This window comes from Streptomyces sp. NPDC087420 (genome assembly GCF_044744165.1).
Lineage (GTDB): Bacteria > Actinomycetota > Actinomycetes > Streptomycetales > Streptomycetaceae > Streptomyces.
The window spans coordinates 433,843-459,235 of sequence record NZ_JBIUXU010000004.1 but is presented as its reverse complement, the minus strand read 5'-3'; the positions used below and the strand labels follow the sequence as shown (position 1 = coordinate 459,235).

The window sequence follows — 25,393 nt, the reverse complement described above, 5'->3', positions numbered from 1 at the left end:
GGGCAGGTGGAGCGGCGGGCTCCCGGGCCCGCCACCTGCCGGTCAGAAGACCAGGCGCGCTGCCGCGGTGAGAGCCGTCACCAGCAGACTGACGACGACCTGCACCGCGACGTCGACCAGAATCTGACGAATCCGGTCACGACGTGCAAGGTTGTACTCAACGGGGTTCATCGGTTTCCACTCCTGAGCGGTGAGCTGGGAATGGCAGGGATCGCCCTACCGGGCATCCGCAGTCACACCGCGCGAAACACACGGTGGAGACCATTCGTCGCTCAACGCCGGGAATCGGCACCTGGAACACCGCCGACGTACCCTCCGGGAAGGTGCGCAGCGGGTGACCACACTAGCGCAAGGGCCAGTTGGCAAAGATCAATTCCGGTGGTCGTGAGGCCCGCCCGGTGCAGGAGGCAGAGGCACCGGACAAGGACCGGCTTCAGGACACGACCAGCCACTAGGATCTGTGTCAGGGGATCGGGCTACGGGGAACGGTCGCCCTTGCGGGACACGAGGAGCGGGGAAGAGGCATGCGGGAAGGCCGGTGGGTCACGGTCACCGAGTCCGAGTTCGATCACGAACGCCGCGGCCTGGAGGCGATCCGGGAGAAGCTCCCGGACTCCGACCCATGGCGCGCCTGGTCGAACTTCACTTTCACCGCGAACACCGGCCACGTCCGTGAAGTAGACCTGCTGGTCGTCGCCCCCGGCGGCGTCTGCATGATCGAGCTGAAGGACTGGCACGGCTCGGTCACCTCTGAGAACGGCACTTGGGTGCAAACCACGCCCGGTGGCCGTCGTCGGACGCACGGCAATCCGCTGCACCTGGTCAACCGCAAGGCCAAGGAACTCGCCGGCCTGCTCGCGCTGTCCGGGGGCAGGCGGGTCTGGGTCGCGGAGGCCGTCTGCTTCACGGACAACAGCCTTCGGGTACGCCTGCCCGCCCACGACCAGAACGGCGTCCACACCGTCCACCAGCTGGTCGAGACGCTCAAGCAGCCCCCACGTGACGAGCGGCGCCGTATCACCGCGATCGGTTCGCGGGAGATCGAGGCGGCCCTCAAGACCATCGGCATCCGCAAGAGCGACGCGCAGTACAAAGTCGGTCCGTACGAGTTGGAGCGGAAGTCCTTCGACTCCGGTCCCACGTGGGCGGACTATCTCGCCCGTCACAGCGACCTCCCCGAGGCCGCCCGCGTCCGTATCTACCTGAGCGAGCGCGGCTCTGACGCCTCTCTGCGCCAGTCCGTCGAAAACGCCGCCCGGCGCGAAGCCGCGGTGCTGGGTCGTTTCAAGCACCCGGGTGTGGTCGAACTCAAGCAGTACTTCCCGTCCGGGCACGCGGCCGGCCCCGCCTTGATCTTCGATTACCACCCGGACACCCTGAAGCTGGACGAGTACCTGGTCCAGTACGGCGAGAAACTGGACATCCTCGGGCGGATGGCGCTGGTCCGCCAGCTTGCCGAGACCATGCGCTCCGCGCACTCCAGCCGCATCCACCACCGGGCGCTGGCAGCACGCTCCGTGCTGGTGGTCCCCCGCCCGCGCGGCCGGAAGGGCCGGGCTGTGGGGGAGGAAGCCGCTTGGCTCACCCCGCAACTCCATATCTCCGACTGGCAGATCGCCACTCAGCGCAGCGGCGACTCCTCCCAGGGCCAGGGCATGACCCGCTTCGCACCGACCGCGCTGTCCGCCCAGCACGTGGCGGATGACGCCGATGCCTACCTCGCCCCCGAACTCACCGCGCTCAATCCCGACCCGGTCCACCTCGACGTGTACGGTCTCGGCGTCCTCACCTACCTGCTGGTCACCGGAAAGGCCCCGGCGGCCAGCCAGGCCGAGCTGCTGGCCCGGCTGGAGGCGGGGGAGGGCCTGCGCCCCAGCTCCCTGGTGGACGGCCTGTCGGAGGACGTGGACGAACTGGTGCAGGCAGCCACCGCCTACCGGCCGGGTCAGCGACTCTCCAGCGTGGACGAGTTCCTGGAGCTGCTGGAGGTTGTCGAGGACTCCCTCACCGCTCCGGCCGCGGCAGCCACCACTACGGAGGGGCCGAACGACGAGGACGACCCGCTCGCAGCCGACAAGGATCCCCTGGAGGCCGTCGCCGGCGACACGTTCGCGGGCCGGTGGGAGATCCGCCGCCGCCTCGGCACCGGCTCGACCAGTCGCGCCTTCCTCGTCCGTGACCTTCAGGCCGAGGCCCGCAGGACCCGCCCGCTGGCCGTCCTGAAGGTCGCCCTCTCCGACAGCCGAAGCGAGATCCTCGCCCGCGAGGCCGAGGCCATGGGACGCCTGCGCCCTCACTCCGGCATCATCCGTCTCATCGAACCCGAGCCGTTGCACATCGGCGGCCGAACCGTTCTGGCACTGGAGTACGTCGGAGACGAGCGCGACGACAACGGACAGGGCACCGAGGGCGGCGGTCGCCCCCGCCGCCGCGAGGAGACCGTCGCCCGCCAACTGCGCGACAACGGCCGCCTCCAGGTCGATCAGCTGGAGGCGTACGGCGACTACCTCTTCGGAGCCGTCGACTTCCTGGAGGGCGAGGGCGTCTGGCACCGCGACATCAAGCCCGACAACATCGCTATCCGCATCCGCCCCAACCGCACTCGCGAACTCGTCCTCATCGACTTCTCCCTCGCCGGCTACCCGGCGAAGAGCACCAACGCGGGCACCGACGGCTACCTCGACCCCTTCGTCGACGTCATCACCCGAGGCTCGTACGACTCGCACGCCGAGCGGTACGCCGTCGCCGTCACCCTGCACCAGATGGCCTCCGGCGAGCTGCCCAAGTGGGGCGACGGCAGTGTCCTGCCACGTATGACCGACCCGAAGGAGTGGCCGTACCCGACCATCGCGGCCGAAGCTTTCGATCCGGCCGTCCGGGACGGTCTCGTCGCTTTCTTCCAGAAAGCCCTGCATCGCGACGCGGGCCGGCGGTTCCCCGAGCTGAAGCCGCTGCGGGACGCCTGGCGCAAGGTCTTCCTCGACGCCTCGCGGACCGTCCCGTCCAGCCACCGTTCCCGCCACCCGGCCGCCGCGACCACGGCCGAGGGGACGCTCGCCGAGGGTGCCGCCGCAGCGGTGATCGCCGCTGTTGAGCCGGAGACCACCGAGCAGCAACGCGACCGCCTGGCCGCCGAGGTCAATCGAGACACCCCGCTGACCGTCTCCGGCCTCACGCCCGCCGCCCAGTCCTTTCTGTACGGCCTGGGCATCACGACGGTCGGCGAACTGCTCGACTACAGCCGCCGCAAGCTTGTCAACGCCCCCGGCCTGGGAGCGAAGACCCGCAACGAGGTCCAGCAGCGTCAGCGAGAATGGGGCGAGCGGCTGCGCGAACTCCCCGTCTCGCCGCTCACGCCTCAGGGCCGCGCGGAGGCCAAGGAGGAGCTGGAGCAGCTCACCGCTGTCGAGTCAGCTCTCGTCGGTGAACTCGCCACGGGGGCCTCGGCGGGAGCGCTGTCCCCTCGCATGCTGCGCTCCGTCAGCCTGGACACGCTCGCCACCGTCTTTGTGCCCGCCGTCAACAACAACGGCTCCAACCGCAACAAGGCGGAGATGGTACGGCTGTTGCTGCGCCTGCCTGACGAGCACGGTGTGCTGCCCGACATCGGGGTCTGGCCGAAGCAGAAGGACGTCGCGGACGCCCTCGCGCTGAGCCACGGCCGTATCCCTCAGATGCTCAAGGACGAGCGCAAGCGCTGGAAGGCGGAGCCCGCAGTCCAGGCACTGCGCGAGGAGATTATTGATCTGCTGGTCGGTATGGGGCGCGTGGCTTCGGCGGTGGAGATCGCGGACGCCCTGGCGGTCCGGCGCGGCACGCATCTTGCGGGGCGCGAGCAGCGGCGGGCAATGGCGCTGGCCGCTGTACGGGCCGTGGTCGAGGTGGAACAACTGGCGCCGCAAGAGGCCGAGTTCCAGCACCAGCCGAACCGCAAGGCGACGGACGAGTCCCTGGGCGCCGGTCTGCTGGCCCTCGACGTACGGGAGAACGACGGCCCGGACACCCCGACCGCCCCCGGCCTGCTGGAGTACGCGACCCGTCTCGGCAAGACGGCCGACCGGCTCGCAAGGCTGGACACCCTGCCGACGGCAGCGACCGTTCTGGCCGAGCTGGGAGCCCTGACGGTGCCACCAGGCACTGTGGACTGGGACGAGCGGCGCATGGTGGAGCTGGCGGCTGCGGCATCCGTGAACGCCGCTGCCACCCCGCGTCTGGAGATCTACCCGCGGGACTTGCCCCTGGTCAGGGCGTTGCGCCTCACGCAGGCGGGGCTCACCCGCTGGATTCCGGGTATGCCGGAGGGGCAGCAGCCGGGCTTGACCGGCGAGGCCGTGCACGAGAGGGTCCGTGCGCGCTTCCCGGAGATGGTCGTTCCTGACGGGCGTGGCGGCACGCACCACGAACTGCCGACGGGCGGCCCACTCACCAAGGCGTTGCGCGAGGCCGGCTTCGAACTGTCGCTGAACATGCACGAACGCGAAGGCGTACTGCGCTACCTGCCGACGCGGGTGGACGACGTGTCGAGCTACCTCACGACAGGTGCGTGGCGACAGTCGACGCGGCTGGGTGTGGTGACGCGGTACGCCGACGACCCGCAGCTCGCGGGCGCGGTGCGCGCGGAGGAACGGCTCCTCGCGTCGGCCCGCCGGGATGGGTACCGGGTGCTGACCGTACGGCAGCAGCTGGTGCGGGACGCGGTGCGGGAACTGGGCGCCGGGCGCCTGGGCACGGATGCGGTCTCGGTGACCGAGCTGTTCCTGGAGGCCCTGCACGCGCAGGTCACGCCGGGCACCAAGCCCACCTGGGAGACCCTGCTGAAGGCGGACGTTGCCGAGCCGGGCTCGAAGGGGGCGGTGCGGTTCGCGGAGTACGCGCGGACGGCATGGGGCGCGGTGGAGCCCCGGATCGCAGAGCTGCTGGGTACTGGTGGCGCCGGCGGGGCAGGTCCTGTCGGCCCTGTCCTACTGACCGAGGCCGGGGTGTTCGCGCGCTACGACGCGATGGGCGTCCTGGACCGGCTGGCTTCGGTGGCCAGGCACGGCGGCCGGGGGCTGTGGCTCCTGGTCCCGCAGGCCGACCCCTCGCGCGAGCCCCGGCTCGGGCAGGTGGCCGTGCCGTACCAGGCCGGCCTGGGGGAGTGGATTCAGCTTCCGGACACGTGGGTGGGCAACGCCCATCGCGGGTCCGGCGAGGTTGCGGCGACTGCCGCTGCCGCTGTCGAGGGAGACACGAAGTGATCGACCGCAAGGCTCTGTTGAACGACCTGAAGCAGCAGGTCAAGGCGGTCGAGACCGACCTTGGTCGACAGGTGAAGGCGCTGGGGGATGTCGGCGCGCGCCTGAGGGCCGAGTACGACCAGGCGCGCAAACTCGGCCGTACGGCGGCGACGTGGACCTCGTGGCTGGACGAACGGGTCACGCAGGTCGCGGTGGCGTGGGTGCTGGGGACTGTGTTCGTACGGTTCTGCGAGGATAACCGGTTGATCCCGGAGCCGTATCTGGCGGGGGCGGACGGGGACCGGCGGGAGCTGGCGGAGGCGCGGTACGACGCGTACGTGGAGTCGGACGATGACCCGACGTACCGGGGGTGGCTGGAAAAGGCGTTCGAGGAACTGGGCCAGGGCCAGGCGGGCCGCCTTCTCTTCGACAAGCGGCACAACCCGCTGTATCAGGTCCCGATCTCGCATGACGGTGCGCGGGACTTGGTCGAGTTCTGGCGCGGGAGGGATGAGGCGGGCGTGCTCGTCCACGACTTCACCGACCCGCTGAACGAGGATGGTACGGAGGGCTGGGACACCAGGTTCCTTGGTGACCTGTACCAGGACCTGAGCGAGCTGGCGCGGAAGACGTATGCGCTGCTGCAGACGCCGGAGTTCGTGGAGGAGTTCATCCTCGACCGGACGATGAACCCGGCGGTGCGGGAGTTCGGGTACGAGGGCCTGAAGATGATCGACCCTACGTGCGGGTCGGGGCACTTTGTGCTGGGGGCGTTCCGGCGGTTGGTGCGGTTGTGGGGGGAGGGGCAGCCGGGGCGGGATGTTCATGAGCGGGTAGCGGCAGCGCTGAAGTCGGTGCACGGCGTGGACGTCAATCCGTTCGCGGTGGCTATTGCACGCTTCCGGTTGCTGGTTGCTGCGATGGCTGCGGGGGGTGTGAGGACGCTGGCGGAGGCGGCGAAGTACGAGTGGCCGCTACACCTGGCGGTTGGGGACTCGTTGATCAAGGCGCGTCGTATTCAGCAAGAGAACCTGTTCGGCGAGCTGGACACCGGTCTCGTGGACGAGTTGGCCGAGTTCAAGTACGCCACGGAAGACATCCACGAATACCAGGAAATTTTGCGGCCCGGTCGATATCACGTGGTGGTGGGGAACCCGCCGTACATCACGGTGAAGGATAAGACGCTCAATTCGCTTTACCGGGAACTTTATCCGGCGTGCGCCGGAAAGTATGCGCTATCGGTGCCGTTTGCCCAACGGTTCTTCGAGCTGGCCAAGCGGGGGGATGCTGAGGGGCGTGGCTACGGCATGGTCGGCCAGATCACCGCGAACTCATTTATGAAGCGGGAGTTCGGGACTCAGCTCATCGAAGGCTACTTCGGGCACGCCGTGGAGTTGACCGAGGTTATTGACACTTCGGGCGCCTACATTCCAGGGCACGGGACACCAACGGTCATTCTCGTGGGCAGGCAGCGAGGAGGCGATGGGCGATCGCCCCTCATTCGGACTGTTCGCAGTGTGCAGGGTGAGCCATCTGCGCCGGACGACCCCGCGAAGGGCGTGGTCTGGCAGGCAATCGTCGAGCAGATCGACAAGCCTGGCTCGGTGAGCCAGTGGGTGTCTGTGGGCGATCTTTCGCGTTACGAGTACTTTAGCTCGCAGCCGTGGATTCTTACTGACGGCGGCCTGGAGATGGTAGACAGAATCGCCGTTTCTGCATCCAAGACTTTGTCAGATTTCGTTTCCGTCATCGGCATGACGGTGCTGACTTTGGAAGACGATGCTTATCTGGCACCTTATTCGTTTATGTCACGCAAGAACTTGACGGAATGCTCGGTCACCTTCGTGACGGGTGATGAGGTGCGTGACTACTCCATCTCATCCCGGGATCTGGTTCTGATGCCTAGCTCATGGGACGGGAGTCGCCGCGAGCTCGGCGCTGAGGCGATGAATCATTTCTGGGTGTACCGGACCCGTCTGCGAAAGAGGCTCTATTTCGGCCGAGTGCCGGAAGACCGTGGGTTGCGCTGGTTCGACCTCGGCATGCTATTTGCTGAGCGGCATCGTTCGTCGCTCTCCATCACGTTTCCGGCGGTGGCCACTCATGCGCACTTCGTTCTTGATCGGGGCGGGAAAGCCTTCAACCGCCATGCGCCAGTGATCAAGTTGCGAGAGGGGGCGAGCGAGGAGGAATATCTGCGGTTGCTAGGGTTGCTCAACAGCTCTACGGCCTGTTTCTGGCTTCAGCAGGTGTCTCATAACAAGGGTGAGGGCGGCGGTGCTCGTGTCGACGCCGGATACTCAGCCATGGGGAGTGAGGCATGGAAGAACTCGTTCGAGTTCACTGGAACTAAGCTCCAGGAGTTTCCTCTCCCAGATAACTATCCCACGGTGCTCAGTGCCAACCTCGATGCCGCTGCCCAACAGCTCGCCGCCACTTCCCCTTTGGCGCTCGTCAAGGGAGAAATTCCCACTGCTTCCGTCCTCCGGGAGGCGAAGACTCGCTGGACGGCCCTCCGCGGCCGGATGATTGCCTTGCAGGAGGAGCTGGATTGGCAGGTCTATTATCTGTACTCCCTGAATGGCGAGGATCTTTGCGCCCCTGAGGAGTCCGTGCCCGAACTCTCCCTTGGGGAGCGGGCCTTCGAGATCGTGCTTGCTCGGTCTGTGGAACGCGGTGAGGTGCGGACAGAGTGGTTTGAGCGTCACGGCTCAACCCCGATCACGGAAATCCCGGCTCACTGGCCTGAGCCTTACAAGGAAGTCGTAGGCAGGCGGATTGCTGCCATGGAGAAGTCCCGGGCGATCCGGACGTTGGAGCGGCCGGAGAACAAGCGCCGCTGGAAGACGGAGGGGTGGGACGTGCTCCAGGAGAAGGCCCTGCGCTCCTGGTTGCTTGAACGGATGGAGAACCGGGACCACTGGTTCGACGAGAATGACCAGCCGACTGTTCTCACCCTTGCTCGTCTCACCGACGCACTCTCCCGTGACGAGGACTTCGTCTCCGTTGCCAAGCTCTACGCGCCCCGCGAGGAACTCGCGAAGGTCGTCGCCGAGCTGGTCACCAACGAGCATGTGCCATTCCTTTCCGCCCTGCGCTACAAGCCTGCCGGGCTGAAGAAGCGGGCCGACTGGGAAGAGGTGTGGGACCTTCAGCGCAAGGAGGACGCCGAGCCCGACGAGCCCGCCAAGCGGAAGATCCGGGACTCCATCCCAGTACCGCCGAAGTACACCTCGGCCGACTTCCTTCGTGTCTCCTACTGGAAGGCGCGCGGCAAGCTTGACGTGCCCAAGGAGCGGTTCATCTCCTACGGGCAGACCAACGCCGCCACCCCCGAGCTGTTCGGGTGGGCCGGCTGGGATCAGCGGGAGCAGGCGCAGGCCCTTGCCACTTACTTCACCAACACCGCTCTTTCCGCCGAGGAGATCACGCCGTTCCTCGCTGGCCTGCTCGAACTCCAGCCGTGGTTGTCCCAGTGGCACAACGAGTTCGACATGCTCTACAGCGGCTCCCCGGCGGACTTCTTCGCCGGTTACCGCCAGCAGAAACAGGGCGAGCACGGACTCACCGATGACGACCTCCGTGCCTGGCGTCCGGCAGCCGCGACCCGAGGTCGTCGCGCAGCAATGAAGCAGTAGCCAGGAGTAGATCCAGGTCTGTCGGTTCAGAGGCCACCCGGTTCGTGAGTGGGTGGCCCTGCGTCGGCACGCGCAGCTCTGCCCATACCGTCTTGCCTGGCGCGGCCCGGCGGGGGCTGACGCCCCAGTTGTCCGCGAGGGCGGCGACGAGGAGCAGGCCGCGGCCGGACTCGGATGTGGCCTCGGGGGCCGGGGGAGTGGACGGCGGTTGCTTCTCGGTACGGGTGTCCGTCACCTCGATGCGGAGGGTGTTCCCGGCCAGGGTGAGGTGGAGGTGGAAGTCCCTGCCAGGAACATGGCCGTGGCGCACGGCGTTTGCCGTGAGTTCGGCCGTGATGAGAGTGAGCGTCTCGTTCGGCGGGGTGGTGTACGGGTGGCCCCAGTCGTCCAACCGGTGCGAGACGAGTCGACGGGCGAGGCGGGCACCGCGTGGTGTCGAGGTGAAGCGCATGGTGAACTCGCATTCTGGCGCCGGGTGCTGTGGCATATGCCCGTTCGAGGGAGTTGTCGACTTCATGCGGTCAACAGTTCCGGACTGTGCGTAGCGTTGAACAGGAGTGACGTGCTGACGGGTGCGGGTTGTATGCGCGGGCGGTGCGGTTGTGTGCGGTGTCGGGCGTGACCGCCTTCAGAGCTGCGCGTTGGGCGGGCGGGGTCGGGTGGCTGTGATGGTTTTACGGGAGGCGCTGCGGCATGGACGACGAGGTTCAGCAGGCGGACGATGAGTTTGGGACGGGCATTCTTTGCCTGTTTGGGCGGCAGTTGAAGTTGTTACGGGAGCGCGCGGGGATGGACCGCGCGGGGCTCGGATCGTTGACCGGGTACTCGGCCTCGACGATCGCGGCGTTCGAGCAGGGGAGACGCATTCCGCCGCCGAAGTTCATCGACCGCGTCGATGAAGTGCTGGAGGCGGGTGGAGTGTTGAGTGCGAGCAAGGAGGAGGTGGCTCGGGCTCAGTACCCGGCGTTCTTCCGCGACGCGGCGCGGTTGGAGGCCAAGGCGGTGGCCCTGCATGTGTATGCGACCAAGGCAGTGCCAGGACTCTTGCAGACGGAAGGGTACGCGCGAGCAGTGTTCTCGATGTGGCGTCCCCTCCTGGACGGGGAGACCATCAACCAGCGGGTAGCGGCTCGCCTGGCACGCCAGGAAGTTTTCTCCCGGACTCAGTTGCCGACCATCAGCTTCGTCATTGAGGAGTTCGTTCTGCGGCGACCACTCGGTGGATGGGCGACGATGCAGGGCCAGTTGGAGGAGATTCTGTTGCACGGGCACCGGCGCAACGTGGAAATCCAGGTGATGCCGATCGAGCGCGACGAGCATGCTGGGTTGGAAGGCCCCTTCACCTTGATCGAGACGCACGAAGGGCAGAGGATCGCTTACGTGGAGTCGTACAAGGACAGCCGTCTCTACACGGAGCGGAGGCAGGTGCGGGAGATCGAAGAGCAGTACGGCATCCTTCGGGCCCAGGCCCTCACTCCGCGTGAGTCGCTGGCCCTCATCGAGAAGTTGCTTGGAGAGAGATGAACGCCCAACAGCGCATAGAGCTGGTACCTGAGTCGGCCTGGTTCAAGAGCAGTTACAGCACAGGCTCGGGTGGCGAATGCGTCGAGGTCGCGGTCCGCCCTGCCAGGGTCCAGGTCCGCGACTCGAAGGACAAAACCCGTACCGCACTGGCCGTACAACCCGTGGCGTGGACCACATTTGTCAAGTTTGCAGCGCTTTGACAGGAGCAGGCGTTTTCGTTCCGGTCGCAATGCTGCGACGGGCCGACGCCGCTCCGAGGCCGGAGCGGCGCCTGCGCCCGTAAGCCCTCGGGCCCGTCAGGGCACTCGGCGCCGGCGGTCGCAGCGACGGTCAGCCTCGTGACTCCTCGAACGTGGGCGACGTGTCGCCCGCCACCCCTGGCCACGACGTCGGCGCCGGGCCGAACGCGCGACGCCCGGCGCGTACCGCCAGAGCGGCGAGCGCGGCGTTGGCGCCGCCGCCGATCACCGCGCCGATCCCGAACGGTGCCACGCGGCCGAGCACGATGATTCCCTGCTTGGTCCCGTACTTCGTGATGAAGTTCTTCCCCAGGATCTTGTTGATCTGGCGCAACGTCTCGACCGGCACCTTGGCGACCACCTGGCGTCCCCAGTGCTGTCCCGTGCGCTCGGCGACCTTGGTGATGGTAGCGGAGCCGGACCCGCCGAGCATGATTCCCATCACGATCGTCCTGCGGCGCTCGACCTCGTCGATGGGGATCGCGTGGACTTCGGCGACCGAAAGCGCGAAGAGGGCGCTCAACTCAAGAGACGAGAGGGTCTCACCCGCCGACAGCGCCAGTGCGACTCCCGTGCCGACGCCGGGCGCGGCGGCCGTCGCTCCCACCGCGGCGCCTGTGCCGCTCAGGGCGCTGACGTACATCCGCTCCAGGTTGCGGATCACGTGTGCTGGTGTCGCCTCCGGGTTGCGCTGGCGGGCCCGGGCGATGTTCTTGCGTACCAACGGAGTCTGGAGGTCGATGGCTTTGTCCAGGAGGTCCAGGACTCGCTGTCCACGTCCGGATGCTTCCGGATCCGGTCCGTCGTGGGCATCTGTCGCCATGCCGTGGCCCCCCAGGTCGTCACGTGCCAACTGAAGGTGCCACTCAATCAGCCGAGCGGACCTCGCGTCAGCCGAACCAACGCAACTCGAGGAGGCATGTACGACGGATGCAGACGGTCTCCGCGCGATGCGGCAAGAACGGTCGTCCGGCGATCGTCGGCCCTCGAGCATCCCTAGGATTGGCACCTTGGTGGGTGTCGTCGCCTACCCCTATTTCCGGATTCACCCCTACGATCTGGACCGGCGGCGCAGGCGACGGATCGGACCGCCGCTCCAGGTCGCGACGTTCGGTCTCGACCTCGGCCGGGACGATCTCGGTGAGCTGCTCGGGAAGCGACACATTGCACTTCTGGGTTGTCATACCGTCGACCATGTCGAGCGGTGGATCGGCCGGCCGGCGAACGACAGACATCCCACATGATCGAGTACGAGCGGCGGCGGGAGCCGCCAGATGGAGAGCGTGACCGGTAATGGTCCAGCAGCAGCCCCTCCTCCGCGATGTCATCGACATCAAGGAGAACATCTCCACCTCGGACTTCGTCCTGTCCCTGGCCGAGGCGACGACACCCGAGGGCGCGCAGAACGCGCTCAAGAACTACGTCGTCACCGAGCGGCTGCTGGAGAACTTCGACGAGGCGCTGGCGCTGATCAAATCCTCGCTCGACGGGCATCGCTCCAAGGCGGCCTACCTGCACGGCTCGTTCGGTTCCGGTAAGTCCCATTTCATGGCGGTGCTGTACGCGCTGCTCAGCGGCGACCCGGCTGCTCGTGCCCGCACCGAGTTCGACCCCGTGCTGACCAAGCACGAGTGGCTGACCACGGACGGCAAGAAGTTCCTGCTCGTGCCGTACCACATGCTCGGCGCGAAGGCGCTGGAACAGCGGGTGCTCGGCGGGTACGTCACGCACGTCAAGAAGTTGCACCCGGACGCCCCGACCCCGCAGGTGTACCGGACTGACTCCCTCTTCGCCGACATCCGTGCCAACCGTGCCACCTACGGTGACGAGGCGGTCATCCGTGGCCTGGGCGGCGGCGACGGAGAGACGGACGAGTGGGGCGAGGGGTTCGCCTGGACCCCACAGCTCCTCGACACCGCCCTCGCCGCCGAGGAGAACCATGAAGGGGGCACACCCCTCGACCTCCTCAACCCCTCCACCCCGGTCGAACTGCGCGCCAAGCTGGTCAACGACGCCGGCACCAACCTTTTCCCCGGCTTCGCCAGGAACGCCGCCGAGAACGAGCACGGCTTCATCTCCCTGGACGCCGGCCTTTCCGTCATCGCCGAGCACGCCAAATCGCTCGGCTACGACGGACTGATCCTGTTCCTGGACGAGCTGATCCTCTGGCTCGCCACCCTCATCCACGAGCAGAAGTTCGTCGCCCGCGAGGCCAGCAAGATCACGAACTTCGTGGAGGGCGGGGACGCCCGGCGTGCCATCCCCGTCGTGTCGTTCATCGCCCGCCAGCGCGATCTGCGCGAACTGGTCGGCGAGGAGGTGTCCGGCGCGGCGGAAGCCTCCATCCAGGACACCTTGAACCTCGCCTCCGGCCGGTTCGACAAGATCACCCTGGAGGACCGCAACCTCCCGCAGATCGCTCACGCGCGCATCCTCAAACCGAAGGACGCCGAGGCGGAACGGCTCGTCGAGGCGGCCTTCGAGCAGACCAAGCGGGTCGGCACCCAGGTCTGGGACACGCTCCTCGGCTCGGAGAAGGGTACGACCGGAGCGGACGCGGAGTCGTTCCGGCTGACGTACCCGTTCTCGCCGGCGTTCATGGACACCCTTGTCCACATCTCGTCCGCGTTGCAGCGTTCCCGTACCGGTCTGAAGCTGATGGGCGAACTTCTCGCCGCCCATCGCAACGAGATCCGCCTCGGTCAGCTCGTCCCGGTCGGCGACCTCTACCCGGTGATCGCGAAGGGTGGCGACAAGCCGTTCACCGACAGCCTCAAGGTGGTCTTCGAGGCCGCCGACAAGCTGTACAAGACCAAGCTCCGGCCCTACCTCCTCAGCTCGTACGACATCACCGAGGACGACGTCGAGCAGTACGTCAACCGGCCCGAGGCCGTCACCGACCCGCAGCGTGCCAACCGCTGCCGCATGTTCATCGGCGACAACCGGCTCGTGTGCACCTTGCTGCTGTCCGCGCTCGCGCCCAGCGTGCCCTCCCTCGCGGAGCTGACCATCCGGCGGCTCGGCGCCCTCAACCACGGGTCGGTCCTCGCGCCCATCCCGGGGGCCGAGGTCGGCATCATCAAGAACAAAGTGGCGGAGTGGGCCGCCAGGTTTCCCGAGATCAAGGAGACCGGTACCGACGCCAACCCCGGCGTACGGCTGGAGCTGTCCGGCGTCGACGTGGACTCCGTCATCGCCAACGCCCAGGTCAACGACAACCCCGGCAACCGGGTCGCCCTCGCCCGGCGTCTGCTCTCGGAGGAACTCGGCGTCGAACAAGGACAGTTGAGCGATCAGCTCGGCTTCGTGTGGCGCGGTACCTCCCGCACCGCCGAGATCGTGTTCGGGAACGTCGTCGACGAGGACGAGCTGCCCGACCACGACTTGATGCCGCAAGAGGAGGGCCGCTGGCGTATCGCGATAGACCTTCCTTTCGACGAAGGCGAGTGGGGCCCGGTCGACGACGCCAACCGCATCCGGCGGCTGCGCGAGCGCCAGCAGGGCGAGCGGTCCCGTGTCGTCGCCTGGCTGCCCGCCCATCTGTCCGCACAGCGCTTCGCCGACTTCCGGCGTCTTGTTGTCATTGACAAGGCGCTCGCCGACGAGCACCGCTTCGACACCCAGTACGCGGGCCACCTCAACGCCGACAACCGCAGCCGCGCCAAGGGCCTTCTCGCCACCCAGCGCGAGGCGCTGCTCAAGCAGGTCAAGGGCGCTTTCAAACAGGCTTACGGGCTCGCCCAGAAGCAGACCGCCGATGTTGTGCCCGACTTCGACGACCACTTGGTCCCGCTGCCCGATGTTGACGGCCTCACCCTGTCGTTCGGGCAGAGCCTGTACGACGGCATCCGGCACGTTGCGGGCAAGCTGCTCGCCCACCAGTACCCGGCTCACCCCGACCTCGACCCCGATGCCACCGGCACCGCCGTCAAATCCGCCGACACCCGCAAGGTGTTCACCCACCTGCGTGCCGCCGCCGAAGCGCGGGACGGGCGGGTGGAGATCCCGGCTGCCGACCGTAAGCTGATGCAGCGGATCGCCGGGCCCCTGCGTCTCGGGCAGCAGAAAGAGGCGTACTTCGAACTGTCCCGCTACTGGGCCGACCACTTCCGCCAGCTCGCCAGCGCCCAGGGCGTCGCCGGGGATCTGTCCCTGATCACCCTGACCGACTGGACGGACAAGCCCGACCCTCGAGGCTTGCCCGACTTTCTCACCCGGCTCGTCGTTGCCGCGTTCGCCGAGATGGACGACCGGGTGTGGGTGCGCGGCGGCGCCGTACTCGATCCCGCGCCCGAACTGTCCGCGATCAAGGACCATGACGCGCTGCGCAGTCAGCCGCTTCCCGCTGAATCCGACTGGGACAGCGCGCGGCAGCGCTTCGAGACGATCTTCGGACAGAAGGCTCCTGGCCTGCGGCGCGGCCGGATGGTCAACCAGTTCGCCCGCCAGATCATCGAGGCCGCACGTGCCCACCGGGACTACGCGGCCGACCTGGTGCACCAGTTGGAGGCCCGCGCGTCCTTCCTCGGCCTGAACCAGACCGCCGACACGGGACGGCTCGCGCTCGCCCGCCGCTCCCTGCAACTGCTGGACGCGCTCACTGCGGAGGCAGGCAAGGGCGCGGCCGGAGCGAAGAAAACCGTGGAGGCACTCGCCTCCTTCGATCTCGGCGAGACCAGTGCGGACCGGTACGGTACCTCCATCAAGCAGGCCCGCGGCGTCGCGGAGGCGGTCGCGTCCGCGCCCTGGAGCACCCTCGAACTCGCCGCCGGGCTCGGCCCCGAGGGTGCGGCACTGCTCGACTCGCTGCGGAACGTGGCCCGCGACGACCAGCGCACCGCGGACCTGCGCGACGCCCTGACCCGTACCCAACGCGAGGTCGTCGCCCTGGTGAAGCGCAGCCAGGCCGCCACCATCTCGCCGCCCGCGCCCGCGCCCGTGGCTCCGCAGCCGACGGCCGACGACCTGTCCCTGAACACACCGACCAGCGACCCGCGCATCGCTTACACCCCGCCGGCGACACCCACGCCGATCGCCCCCGGAAGCGGCTCCGCGCGAACGGCTGGTGGCCGCCGTACGACCGTGGCACGCGCCGCCGCCGATCTCCAGGCCGAACTGTCCGAACTGGCCTCCCGCCATCCCGACGCGACGATCGAGATCACCTGGAAGGTCGTCGAATGACGGAGACCGTCGCAGTCGCCCCGGGCGCCGTACGGCTGAACACCGCGACCGTCACCCAGTACCTGTCCTCGCAGTCCTCCCTCGCCGCGTCACTGACCGGAGACGGCGGGGGCAGGCGCCGGGTCGTGCTGCTGCGGTCCGCGCCCCAGTGGGACGGACCCGCCGAACCCGCGTGGGACGAGGATCGGACGGCCGGCGTCGCGGTGGCTCCCTCACCGCTCGCCGTCCACGAACTCGTCCTGGATCACCTGGCGGGCCGACGCCCCGGCCCCGCCGTACTGGTAGTCCTCACCGATCGTGAGCAGAACGAACTCGACCCCGCGATCACGGCCCGCGTCCACAAGAAACACGTGGACATGGTCGACAGCTGGGACGTCGTGCGGGAGGCATTCGGCGCCCGGCAGATCGACCCGCGTCTGAAGAACGTCAACTGGGCCGCCGAAGCCCTGCTCGACGCCACCCCACCCGGTGGCTGGCCGCCTGTGCCCGGCGGCTGGCTGTCCAGGCAGTACGCTCTCGGCTCGCTTGCTCAGCGCCGCCTGCGGCTCGGCCGGTACGACACCGAGGCCGACATGCGACGCCCTGACGACGACCGGCTCGATGCGCAGACTCTGCTGCACTGGTCGACCCGGCCCGGCGCTCCCGAGCGGCTGCTGGGCCTGCGGGGACCGGAGCGTGCCGGGCTGATGGCCTTTCTCGGCGAGGAGGACCAGGCAGGTCTCGCCGGGCGCGCCCTGCTCGCTCTCGTGGACGCCGAGCGCGGCTCGGACGCCGCAGCCTTCGGCATCGTCTGTGCGGCTCTGTGGCAGCACGCTGAACTTGCCCCGGAGACTTATCAGTCCCGGGGCCGCGCCGAACGCTACTTCGGTGACCAGCCTCCAGCTGTCGGGGAACAGCTCGATGCTCTGGTAGGGACCTTGGGACGATTCGCCGAGGAGTACGTGAGCACGCTGCTCACGGCCGGACACCGGCGTGGTGGCGCCGACGCGGACCAGGCCCGTGAGGCGCGCCGTACCAGCGGAATCGTGCTCGACCGGGCCGCGGTGCTGGGCCGCCAGTTCGGCGCGGACGCGGCCGTCGCGGCGAGCCCCCTCCTGCGTGGCGGACTGGAAGCCCGGTTTACCGCCGTCGGCCGGGCCCTTGCGGCGGGCAACACGGCCGCGGTCGCGGAGGCCGTACGACGCCTCGCGGACCACGGGCTCGCCACTGATCCGGACGAGTCCGCACGCATCGAACGGGCCCGCATGGGGCAGCGCGTCGCTCTCTGGCTGGGCACCGACCCGTCCGTCGATGCCGACAACGTCGGCGAAGCCATACAACGGCACATCACCGAAACCGGCTGGGCCGACCTCGCGCTGGAGCACATCGAAGCCGGCGGCGACCCGGACCCCGTTCTCAAGGCCGCCTACGACACCCTGGGCAAGCGCGCCAGGGACCGACGGCGCCAGATCGACGCGTCCTTCGCGCGCTTGCTGGCCGGCTGGACACAGGACGGTGCCCCGGGCGGAATGCTCACCGTCGAGACATTTCTCGACCGCGTGGTCGGGCCCGTCGTCCGGCGCGGAGAGGAGCGGCGGGTGCTGCTGCTCGTGCTCGACGGCATGAGTGCGGCCATAGCCAGCGAACTCGGCGAAGAACTACGCCGCTCCTGGGCGGAGTTCGACCCGCTGGGTGTCGACAGGCCGTGTCGGCGGGCGATGGCCGCAGCCCTCCCTACGGTGACTGCCGTGTCCCGGACGTCGCTCTTCGCCGGCACCCTGATGAAGGGCACCCAGGCCGACGAGAAGAGGCTCTTCCCTGCACTGAAGCTGTGGAGCGGGGTACCGGCCGCCGTCTTCCACAAGGACGACCTGCGTACCGAGGAAGCGGGTGACACCTTCGGTCCGGCCCTCACCGAAGCGCTCACCGACGGCCGGACTCATGTCGCCGTCGTCCTCAACGCCATCGATGACCGCCTCGCCAAGGAACAGAAACTCGGTGACGGTACCTGGCGGGTCGATGACGTACCCGGCCTGCGTGACCTGCTCCGGGTCGCGGCGGCTCAGGGCATGGCGGTCATCGTCACCAGCGACCACGGCCACGTCGTCGACCGGCACGGGACGAGGGCCGACGCGGCCACCGAGCCCGCCTCCGCGCGGCACCGCTTGCCCGGTGGCGGCCCGATCGGCGAACGCGAGATCCTCCTTTCCGGGCCGCGCGTGGTCTGGCCCGAGCCCGGCGCGTCCATCGTCGCGCTCTGGGACGCGGACTCCCGCTACACCGCGCTCAAGGCCGGCTACCACGGCGGGGCCTCCCTCGCCGAGTTCACCATTCCGGTGCTCGCGTTCCTGCCGTTCGGGGCGGAACCGCCTCAAGGGTGGCGGGAGTTGGGAGACCAGCGGCCGTCCTGGTGGGTTCCGGAGGAGGCGGGGAGATCGGCATCGGACGAGCGTTCGGCTCAACCCGCCCGAGTGGCTCCGAAGAAGGGGACGGCAAAGCCCCGGAAGAAGCAAACAGAGCTCGCGGCGCTGCCCGACGCGCTCTTCGACGTGGCCCTGACCGCCGGAGGAGACGACGCCTTGCTCACGCCCGTCGTTGTTTCCCGGACCGAGGTGCTCGTGACGGCGCTGCTCGACTCGGAGACGTATCAGGCACAGCTCGAGGGTCTGGCGCGCAAACCGCAACAGGAACAGGTCCACAAGGCCCTCGCCGCCCTGCTCGACGCGGGTGGCACCCTGCCCGTGACCGCGCTCGCCCAGCGCGCGGGCATGCCCACCACGCGGGCTGACGGCTTCGCCGCGGTGCTCCGGCAGCTCCTCAACTACGACGGCGTACAGGTGCTGGAGACCTTGCCGGACGGGCGCACCCTACGGGTCCATGAGGCATTGCTGCGCGAGCAGTTCGCCCTCCGAGCGGGCTGACAGCGCTCGGGGTGCCTCTGACGTTCGCACCGAGGCACCCCGAGCTGCAACTGGTGGCGTGGTGCCCGCCCCGCCGCCTCAGGCCACGAACGCCCGCAGCAGCTTCGCGAACGTCGTCAGCTCGTCGAGCAGCTCCTGCGGAAGCGGCTTCTCGTCGAAGTGGGCGATCCGGTTGCGGATGTCCTTCACTCGCTTCAGGCGGCCGATGAACTGTTCCCTGGGCATGTTGGGCCACTTCAGGGCTTTCCAGTTGGCGTCGGCTGCCTCGGCCAGCGACGTCTTCGTCTGGTCGCCGTCAAGAAGCTTCAGGTAGTCACCGAACATGAGGTCGGAGACCTGGCCGGTACGGTGCTCGGGCTTCTTGTTCGTCTGGACCGCCTTGACCGTCTCCTCGTCCAGTGCCGCGCCCAGGCAGCGCCGTAGCAGGGACTCAATCTCCCCGACGATGAAGAAGGGCCGTGCCGCGCCCTCGAATCGGTCCGTGACGTCCGCGGCGGTCACGATGCCCGAGAGGCAGCCGTCGTCGCCGCGGACCAGGAGATACCCGTGTTCGCGCACGATCGACAGTGCCGAGAAGAACTCCTGGCGGGCGTCGGCGACCGGTAGGGAATCCTTCTCCATGGCGTTGTCCAGCGTCGGCTGCTTGCCCGCCTCGTACATCTTGGCGACGGATCCCCAGGTGACCACCCCGTGGATCTGTGCCAGGCCAGTGGTCACCGGGACCTGCGCGACGCCCTTCGTGCGCATCAGGAACGTGGTCTGCGGCAGGGGCGTGCCAGGACCGACGGATACCAGGCCGCGCCGCGCCGACGGGATGTCCCCGAGCAGCAGACGCTGCGGAAGGGCGGCAGAGGGCAGGGCCTCGTCCGTCTCGTCCTCCTCCGCGTTGGTAGGGGCGGCCTGCGCCGGGATGGACGCCACCGGCACCACGTCGACGTTGCTGCGCGGGCCGCAGACGGCGAAGTCCGGCAGCGTCGTCAGTCCGGCGTCTGTAAGCGCTTGTGAGATACGGTGCACCGTCCGGTGGTCGCGCACTCTGACCTGGAACAGGTCGAGGATGTCCTGCACGGGGACGGTCCTGCCCTTGAGCGCGGCGAGGTCCTGCCCGCCCGGTGTGGCCGTCATCGGGCGTCGCCCTCCGCGAGGTCACGGAGCATGGTCCTCTTGCCCATCGCGGAGTGCACGAGATCCTGCAACTGCTTGGAACGGTCGCTGTAGAACCGTTCGTAGTCGTTGTCGCGCAGCGCTTCCGGATCGATGAGGTGGGTGGTGAGTACGTCGTCGAACCACTCGGGGCGCATGTCGGAGGCCGCGACCATGGTGGACAGATAGGACGCGGGCGCCCCAGTCATGTCCATCGCCGCGCGGTAGGACAGCGGGGTCTTGTTCACGATGGAGTTCGTGGGCAGGCCCTCACTGTTGCCCCGCCGGAACCAGGTCTTGGGGAAGATCTGCCGGACGTTTACGCTGTACTCGTCCAGCCTGCCTGGTTTGAGCGGGCTGTCCGTGTAGTGCCAGTCCACCGCCCCCTGCTTGATCAAGAGGGCGTAGATGCCCTTGTAGGCGGCGCTGTTGCGGGTGGTGAGGCTGTCGAGGCGGTCGGCGAAGAAGAAGGCGTCCGTGACGGTGTCGGGCGCCCGGTCGTCCTGCGCGATCCATGGGACGAGTTGTTCGACGTCACGGGTGAACCGGGTCTCGGTGGAGCCGCCGTACATTTCGCCGAGGACCCCGCACCAGTACCACTGCTCGGTCTTCTCCTCCGCTCCCAGACCGTCCAGCGCCGTGTCGAGGATGGCGCGGACAGCCGCAAGCGGGACGAGCTGTGTTTTGTACGGCAGATCGCTCGGGCGGACGATGCACTGCCGTTCGAGGAAGTCGCCCACCCAGGCGAAGGCTTCGGCGAGGTTCGGCGCCAGGCGTACGAAGTCCTCCAGCGGGAGGTCCAGCAAGTCCCGCCGCTTGCACGACACCGTCGCTCCGGTGCCCGCCTGCTTCCGCTCCCAGGTGCGTACCAGGGCGATGGCCTGGAGGAAGTCGATGCTGCTCAGCCCGTTCTCGATGCCGCCGTCCAGACGGCCGAAGACCGGGTACTTGGCCGCCAGTCCGTGCTTGATTTCCCGCCACACCTGGGGGAGTTGGTAGTAGTCCCCGGTCTGGTCCACGTACTCGCGGTCCCCGGCGTAGGTCGCGGTGAGCAGTTCGAAGACGTTCAGGGGCACACCGCCGGTGTTGACCCGCTCGAACACGGCACAGACGGCGTCCATCGAGGTGGTGGCGGCCAACCGGATCATCGGTACCTGGAAGGCACGGACCTGTTGGAGGACCAACTCGTCGAACTGGCCCCACAGATTCCAGTTCCGGTCCTCGTCCGCCTTGATGTACGACATCATCCACTGGTTCACACGCTGGGCATCGAAGACGAGATGCAGAGGGAAGAGACCAGCCGCGCACTCGTCCTCCGTGGTGCTCAGATCCAGCACCACCGTGCGGTTGAAGTCGGTGCGGAGCACCTTGTCCGCCGGGACGGACAAGATGGCCTCATCCCGGTCCGCGGACGGGCCGACGGCCTTCGCGATGTCAACGTAGTACCACCGCTCGATGGGCTTGCCGCGGGCGTCCGCGGTCTCCACGGGGGCGTCCAGCCACAGGGCCTGGAAGAGGGACGTGAGGCGCTGCTGTCCGTCCAGCAGGAGGAGGTCCGCAGCGGGATCCCCGTCCGGGCGCGCTCCGGTGAGCGTCCGGGAGCGGAACCGGGTGGCGCCGCCGGTCTGCAGTGTCATCACCACACCGAGCGGGTAGTCCAGCGTCACTGTCGCGATGATCGCGCGGATCCGGTCGTCGTCCCACTTCCAGTTCCGCTGGAAATCGGGCAACTGCAAGGAGCCCGACGCCACATCCGCGAGTACGTCCTTCAGCTTCACATTGTCCAGTGCCGCCACGTTCGTCCTACTCCCACCCTCGCGTATGTACGGAGAGTGATTCCAGCAGCGTCTCCGGGTGACGTCAACCGATTCAACGAAGTGGGCGCCTCCCCAGGCTGCGACGGGAAGCGCGGGCCGACGGCTGTCTCCCGGTCTCGGTAGGGGCGTGTGCCCCGAAATGGAAGACTGGCTCTGTGAGCACCACCGGATCCCATCGCCCCGTACAGGTGAGCGCCGCCCGCCGCCGTACCGTCATCGACGCTCTGCGGCGCGGTGCCGTACCCGACAGCGGACTCGACCTGCTGGCCACCGGACTCGACCGGTTCGAAACGGCCCTGGACGCGGAACTGGACGCCGTGGCGTCCGGCGGCTCTGTGTTCAAGGCCGTGCGGGGTGAGTACGGGTCCGGCAAGACGTTCTTCACCCGCTGGCTGGGGGAACGGGCCAAGCGCCGCAACTTCGCCGTGGCCGAGATCCAGGTCTCGGAGAACGAGACCCCTCTGCACCGGCTCGAGACCGTCTACCGGCGGCTCACCGAGCGGCTGACCACCTCCAGCTTCCCGCCCAGCGCGCTGCGGCCCGTGGTCGACGCCTGGTTCTACGCCTTGGAAGAGGACGCTCTCGCGGCCGGCGCGACCGAGGAGGCGCTACCGGACGAGGTGGAGAGGCTGCTCGTCGCGCGGCTCGCCGAGGTCTCCCGGCACGCCCCGTCGTTCGCCGCCGCTCTGCGCGGCTACCGGGCCGCCCTCGCGGACGCCGACGAGGCGACCGCTGCGGCCGTCCTGGCGTGGCTGGGCGGCCAGCCGCACGTCGCGGCGTCCGCCCGCCGGGCCGCGGGGGTACGCGGCGACCTCGACCACTTCGGTGCGCTCGGGTTCCTGCAGGGGCTCCTCACCGTGCTGCGCGACTCCGGGCACACCGGGCTGTTCGTGGTCCTCGACGAGGTGGAAACGCTGCAGCGAGTCCGGTCGGACGCTCGTGACAAGGCACTCAACGCGCTGCGGCAGCTCATCGACGAGGTGCACTCGGGCCGCTTCCCCGGCCTTTACCTGGTCATCACGGGCACTCCGGCCTTCTACGAAGGCCAGCAGGGCGTGCAACGTCTCGCCCCCCTCGCTCAGCGGCTGGCCACCGACTTCACGACCGACCCGCGCTTCGACAACCCTCGTGCCGTGCAGATCAGGCTTCCCGGCTTCAACCAGGAGTCCTTGATCGGACTCGGCCTCACCATCCGTGATCTGTACGCCGATGCCGCGGAAGCGCCCGAACGTGTACGGAAGGTCGTCGACGACGCCTACGTCGCCGACCTCGCGGAGGCCGTCGGCGGGGCGTTGGGCGGGAAGGTCGGCGTCGCTCCCCGGCTGTTCCTGAAGAAACTCGTCGGGGACGTACTCGATCGCGTTGACCAGTTCGACGACTTCGACCCCCGGCAGCACTACCGGCTCACCGTCGCCGGCAGCGAACTCACCGATGTCGAGCGGAACCTGGCCGCCACGGTCTCCGGAGACACCGCGTCGGCCGATGACATCGACCTGGAGCTGTGATGGCGGACGCGTCGGACGCCAGTTTCCCCGCCTGGAAAGCACCGGGTGACGAGGAGGCCGATGTCCTGGACCGACTCGACCCCGTCGTCCTGCATCACATCGTCAACACCCTCGGATGGCCCGACCTGCGCCCCCTGCAACGGGCGGCGATCACTCCGCTCATGGGGGGGCAGGACACCGTACTGCTGGCTCCGACGGCTGGGGGCAAGACCGAGGCGGCCTGCTTCCCCCTGCTGTCGGCGATGACCGAGCAGAAGTGGACCGGCACATCTGTGCTGTACCTCTGCCCGCTCAAGGCACTCCTCAACAATCTGGTCGGCCGCGTCGACACGTACGCCCAGTGGCTGGGGCGCCGGGCCGCACTCTGGCACGGCGATACCAAGGAATCGAGTCGGCAGCGCATACGGGCCGAGGCGCCCGACATCCTGCTGACCACCCCCGAGTCGCTCGAAGCGATGCTGATCGGCGTCAAGACCGACCACGCCCGCCTGTTGGGAAACGTGAGGGCCGTCGTCGTCGACGAGGTGCACGCGTTCGCAGGGGACGACCGGGGATGGCACCTGCTCGCCGTGCTCGAACGGTTGGAGCGGGTCGCCGGACGGCCCATCCAGCGCGTGGGGCTTTCGGCGACCGTCGGCAATCCGACCGAGCTGCTGCACTGGCTGCAAGGCGCGGGCGTTGGCCGCCGCACGGGTCAGGTGGTCGGCCCCGGGGTAAGCCTGCCGGCCACCTACGTCAGCGGACACGGTGACCAAACGCGTCCTGAGCCGTTCAGCAGGCCTCCGGGTGAAGTGGAACTCGACTACGTCGGTTCCCTCGACAACGCGGCCAAACTCATCGCGGCGCTGCACAGGGGGGAGAAGCGGCTCGTCTTCTGCGACTCCCGCCGCCAGGTCGAGGAGTTGGGGGCCGCTCTCCGCGCGCGCGAGGTGACTGTCTTCCTGTCCCATGCCTCGCTCTCCGTCGATGAACGGTCGCGCTCCGAGCAGGCGTTTGCCGAGGCGCGCGACTGCGTCATCGTCTCCACGTCCACCCTCGAACTCGGCATTGACGTCGGTGATCTCGACCGCGTTGTTCAGATCGACTCGCCCACCACGGTCGCCTCATTCCTGCAACGCATTGGACGCACTGGGCGGCGGTCCGGCACGGTACGGAACTGCCTGTTCCTGACCACGCGCGAGGAGACCCTGCTCCAGGCGGCGGGCGTGCTGCTGATGTGGTCGCGGGGCTGGGTGGAACCTGTCGTCCCTCCGCCCGAGCCGCGCCACCTGGTAGCCCAGCAACTGCTTGCCGTCACCCTGCAACAGCGCAAGCTCGGGGACCAGTTGTGGGACCAGCAGTGGAACGGCCTCGCCCCCTTCGACAAGTCGGCCACCCCCATCCTGCGCTTTCTTACCGAGGAGGGCTTTCTCGAGAGCGACGGTGGAATGCTGTTCGTCGGCCCGGAGGCGGAACGCCGCTTTGGCAAACGGCACTTCATCGAGCTCACCGCCTCCTTCACCGCACCTCCGCAGTTCACCGTCCTGTCGGGACGCACGGAGATCGGCCGCGCCGACCCGAGCGTGCTCACGGAGGAACGCCCCGGTCCCAGGCGGTTGCTGCTCGGTGGACGCAGTTGGCAGGTCACGTACATCGACTGGCTGCGCAAACGCGTCTTCGTCGAGCCGGCCGACGGCGGCGGAATCGCCAAGTGGATGAACGGCGGCGTGGCCGGACTGTCGTATGCCCTGACGCGTGCCATGCGTGAGGTGCTGCTGGGCGCGACCCCGCCGGTCTCCCTCACCCGGCGTGCGGAGGCGTGCCTGCTCGAACAGCGTGAAACCGACGCGCCTGACACCGTCCACCCGGGTGGCACCTTGATCACGCGCGTCGGCTCCGACGTCCGTTGGTGGACCTGGGCCGGTTACCGCGCCAACGCCACCCTGGCCGCCACCCTCCAATCGGTCACCGACCCCTTGCAACGGCCCACCGACAGCTGGCTGCGCTTGCGCGAGGACCTCACCCCGGCCGCCTGGCGTGTGGCCCGCGAGAACGTCGGCGAGAACCTCGTCCTGCCCGACGTGGACCGCCGGGCCGTACGCGGGCTGAAGTTCTCCGCCGCACTTCCGGAACGCCTCGCCGTGGCCACGGTGGCGGCCCGATTGGCCGACTTCGAGAGTGCCCGCTCGGTGCTCGGTGAGTCGGCGCGCTTTCACTACGACGGCTGAATCGTAAAAACCGCCGAGGTCGC

14 protein-coding genes are annotated in these 25,393 nt (G+C 68.2%); 8 read left to right on the top strand and 6 right to left on the bottom strand.

The features are described from left to right. Nucleotides 1–42 precede the first annotated feature (42 nt). Entirely contained in the window at nucleotides 43–171 is a 129-nt protein-coding gene (locus ACIO1C_RS10575; protein WP_401860792.1) for a DUF6408 family protein, read from the bottom strand. 353 nt (nucleotides 172–524) lie between these two features. Here ACIO1C_RS10575 and pglW point away from each other — a divergent pair, with 353 nt between their 5' ends. Beyond that, nucleotides 525–5,237 (top strand): BREX system serine/threonine kinase PglW, encoded by a 4,713-nt coding sequence (gene pglW, locus ACIO1C_RS10570; RefSeq protein ID WP_401860789.1) that lies wholly within the window; start codon nucleotides 525–527, stop codon nucleotides 5,235–5,237. Beyond that, on the top strand, nucleotides 5,234–8,854 hold the full coding sequence (pglX, locus tag ACIO1C_RS10565; RefSeq protein ID WP_401860787.1) for a BREX-2 system adenine-specific DNA-methyltransferase PglX: 3,621 nt from the start codon (nucleotides 5,234–5,236) through the stop codon (nucleotides 8,852–8,854). Before pglW ends, pglX begins: the two co-directional genes overlap by 4 nt. Here pglX and ACIO1C_RS10560 read toward each other — a convergent pair. Beyond that, nucleotides 8,781–9,305 carry an ATP-binding protein gene (locus ACIO1C_RS10560; RefSeq protein ID WP_401860784.1) on the bottom strand — a complete coding sequence of 175 codons (525 nt, stop codon included), beginning with the start codon at nucleotides 9,303–9,305 and terminating at the stop codon, nucleotides 8,781–8,783. The two genes, pglX and ACIO1C_RS10560, sit on opposite strands and share 74 nt — an antisense overlap. A 242-nt stretch (nucleotides 9,306–9,547) precedes the next feature. On the opposite strand from ACIO1C_RS10560, the gene ACIO1C_RS10555 reads away from it, so the two are divergent. Beyond that, the gene (locus ACIO1C_RS10555) at nucleotides 9,548–10,378 is read left to right on the top strand and encodes a helix-turn-helix domain-containing protein (protein ID WP_401860782.1); all 831 of its coding nucleotides are present in this window, start codon (nucleotides 9,548–9,550) and stop codon (nucleotides 10,376–10,378) included. Beyond that, nucleotides 10,375–10,578, top strand: coding sequence for a DUF397 domain-containing protein (locus ACIO1C_RS10550; RefSeq protein ID WP_401860779.1), 204 nt, complete (start codon nucleotides 10,375–10,377; stop codon nucleotides 10,576–10,578). The genes ACIO1C_RS10555 and ACIO1C_RS10550 overlap by 4 nt, the downstream gene beginning before the upstream one ends. Before the next feature lie 130 nt (nucleotides 10,579–10,708). On the opposite strand, the gene ACIO1C_RS10545 is transcribed toward ACIO1C_RS10550, so the two are convergent. Next, nucleotides 10,709–11,440, bottom strand: a complete 732-nt coding sequence (locus ACIO1C_RS10545) for a hypothetical protein (protein ID WP_401860776.1) — start codon at nucleotides 11,438–11,440, stop codon at nucleotides 10,709–10,711. 67 nt (nucleotides 11,441–11,507) lie between these two features. Continuing rightward, nucleotides 11,508–11,801: a hypothetical protein gene (locus ACIO1C_RS10540; RefSeq protein ID WP_401860774.1), complete on the bottom strand. Its 294-nt coding sequence runs from the start codon at nucleotides 11,799–11,801 to the stop codon at nucleotides 11,508–11,510. A gap of 109 nt (nucleotides 11,802–11,910) precedes the next feature. Here ACIO1C_RS10540 and ACIO1C_RS10535 point away from each other — a divergent pair, with 109 nt between their 5' ends. Beyond that, nucleotides 11,911–15,798, top strand: coding sequence for a phage resistance protein (locus tag ACIO1C_RS10535; RefSeq protein WP_401860772.1), 3,888 nt, complete (start codon nucleotides 11,911–11,913; stop codon nucleotides 15,796–15,798). Further along, entirely contained in the window at nucleotides 15,795–18,698 is a 2,904-nt protein-coding gene (pglZ, locus tag ACIO1C_RS10530) for a BREX-2 system phosphatase PglZ (RefSeq protein WP_401860769.1), read from the top strand. Before ACIO1C_RS10535 ends, pglZ begins: the two co-directional genes overlap by 4 nt. Nucleotides 18,699–18,776: 78 nt before the next feature. Here pglZ and ACIO1C_RS10525 read toward each other — a convergent pair whose 3' ends face one another. Together ACIO1C_RS10525 and ACIO1C_RS10520 are read right to left on the bottom strand one after the other, a co-directional pair. Continuing rightward, the gene (locus ACIO1C_RS10525; protein WP_401860767.1) at nucleotides 18,777–19,823 is read right to left on the bottom strand and encodes a CBS domain-containing protein; all 1,047 of its coding nucleotides are present in this window, start codon (nucleotides 19,821–19,823) and stop codon (nucleotides 18,777–18,779) included. Continuing rightward, on the bottom strand, nucleotides 19,820–21,637 hold the full coding sequence (locus ACIO1C_RS10520) for a DUF262 domain-containing protein (RefSeq protein ID WP_401860765.1): 1,818 nt from the start codon (nucleotides 21,635–21,637) through the stop codon (nucleotides 19,820–19,822). The genes ACIO1C_RS10525 and ACIO1C_RS10520 overlap by 4 nt, the downstream gene beginning before the upstream one ends. Before the next feature lie 176 nt (nucleotides 21,638–21,813). On the opposite strand from ACIO1C_RS10520, the gene brxD reads away from it, so the two are divergent. After that, complete coding sequence (brxD, locus tag ACIO1C_RS10515; RefSeq protein WP_401860762.1) at nucleotides 21,814–23,163, top strand: BREX system ATP-binding protein BrxD; 1,350 nt, start codon at nucleotides 21,814–21,816, stop codon at nucleotides 23,161–23,163. Beyond that, on the top strand, nucleotides 23,163–25,370 hold the full coding sequence (locus ACIO1C_RS10510) for a DEAD/DEAH box helicase (RefSeq protein ID WP_401860760.1): 2,208 nt from the start codon (nucleotides 23,163–23,165) through the stop codon (nucleotides 25,368–25,370). The genes brxD and ACIO1C_RS10510 overlap by 1 nt, the downstream gene beginning before the upstream one ends. Nucleotides 25,371–25,393: the final 23 nt, after the last annotated feature.

Excerpts from the sequence above, each read along its gene's own strand:
- ACIO1C_RS10535 (WP_401860772.1), top strand. The coding sequence starts at position 11,911 with ATGGTCCAGCAGCAGCCCCTCCTCCGCGATGTCATCGACATCAAGGAG.
- ACIO1C_RS10550 (WP_401860779.1), top strand. The coding sequence starts at position 10,375 with ATGAACGCCCAACAGCGCATAGAGCTGGTACCTGAGTCGGCCTGGTTC.
- ACIO1C_RS10560 (WP_401860784.1), bottom strand. The coding sequence starts at position 9,305 with ATGCGCTTCACCTCGACACCACGCGGTGCCCGCCTCGCCCGTCGACTC.
- ACIO1C_RS10545 (WP_401860776.1), bottom strand. The coding sequence starts at position 11,440 with ATGGCGACAGATGCCCACGACGGACCGGATCCGGAAGCATCCGGACGT.
- ACIO1C_RS10555 (WP_401860782.1), top strand. The coding sequence starts at position 9,548 with ATGGACGACGAGGTTCAGCAGGCGGACGATGAGTTTGGGACGGGCATT.
- ACIO1C_RS10510 (WP_401860760.1), top strand. The coding sequence starts at position 23,163 with ATGGCGGACGCGTCGGACGCCAGTTTCCCCGCCTGGAAAGCACCGGGT.
- ACIO1C_RS10525 (WP_401860767.1), bottom strand. The coding sequence starts at position 19,823 with ATGACGGCCACACCGGGCGGGCAGGACCTCGCCGCGCTCAAGGGCAGG.
- pglZ (WP_401860769.1), top strand. The coding sequence starts at position 15,795 with ATGACGGAGACCGTCGCAGTCGCCCCGGGCGCCGTACGGCTGAACACC.
- pglW (WP_401860789.1), top strand. The coding sequence starts at position 525 with ATGCGGGAAGGCCGGTGGGTCACGGTCACCGAGTCCGAGTTCGATCAC.
- ACIO1C_RS10540 (WP_401860774.1), bottom strand. The coding sequence starts at position 11,801 with ATGACAACCCAGAAGTGCAATGTGTCGCTTCCCGAGCAGCTCACCGAG.
- ACIO1C_RS10575 (WP_401860792.1), bottom strand. The coding sequence starts at position 171 with ATGAACCCCGTTGAGTACAACCTTGCACGTCGTGACCGGATTCGTCAG.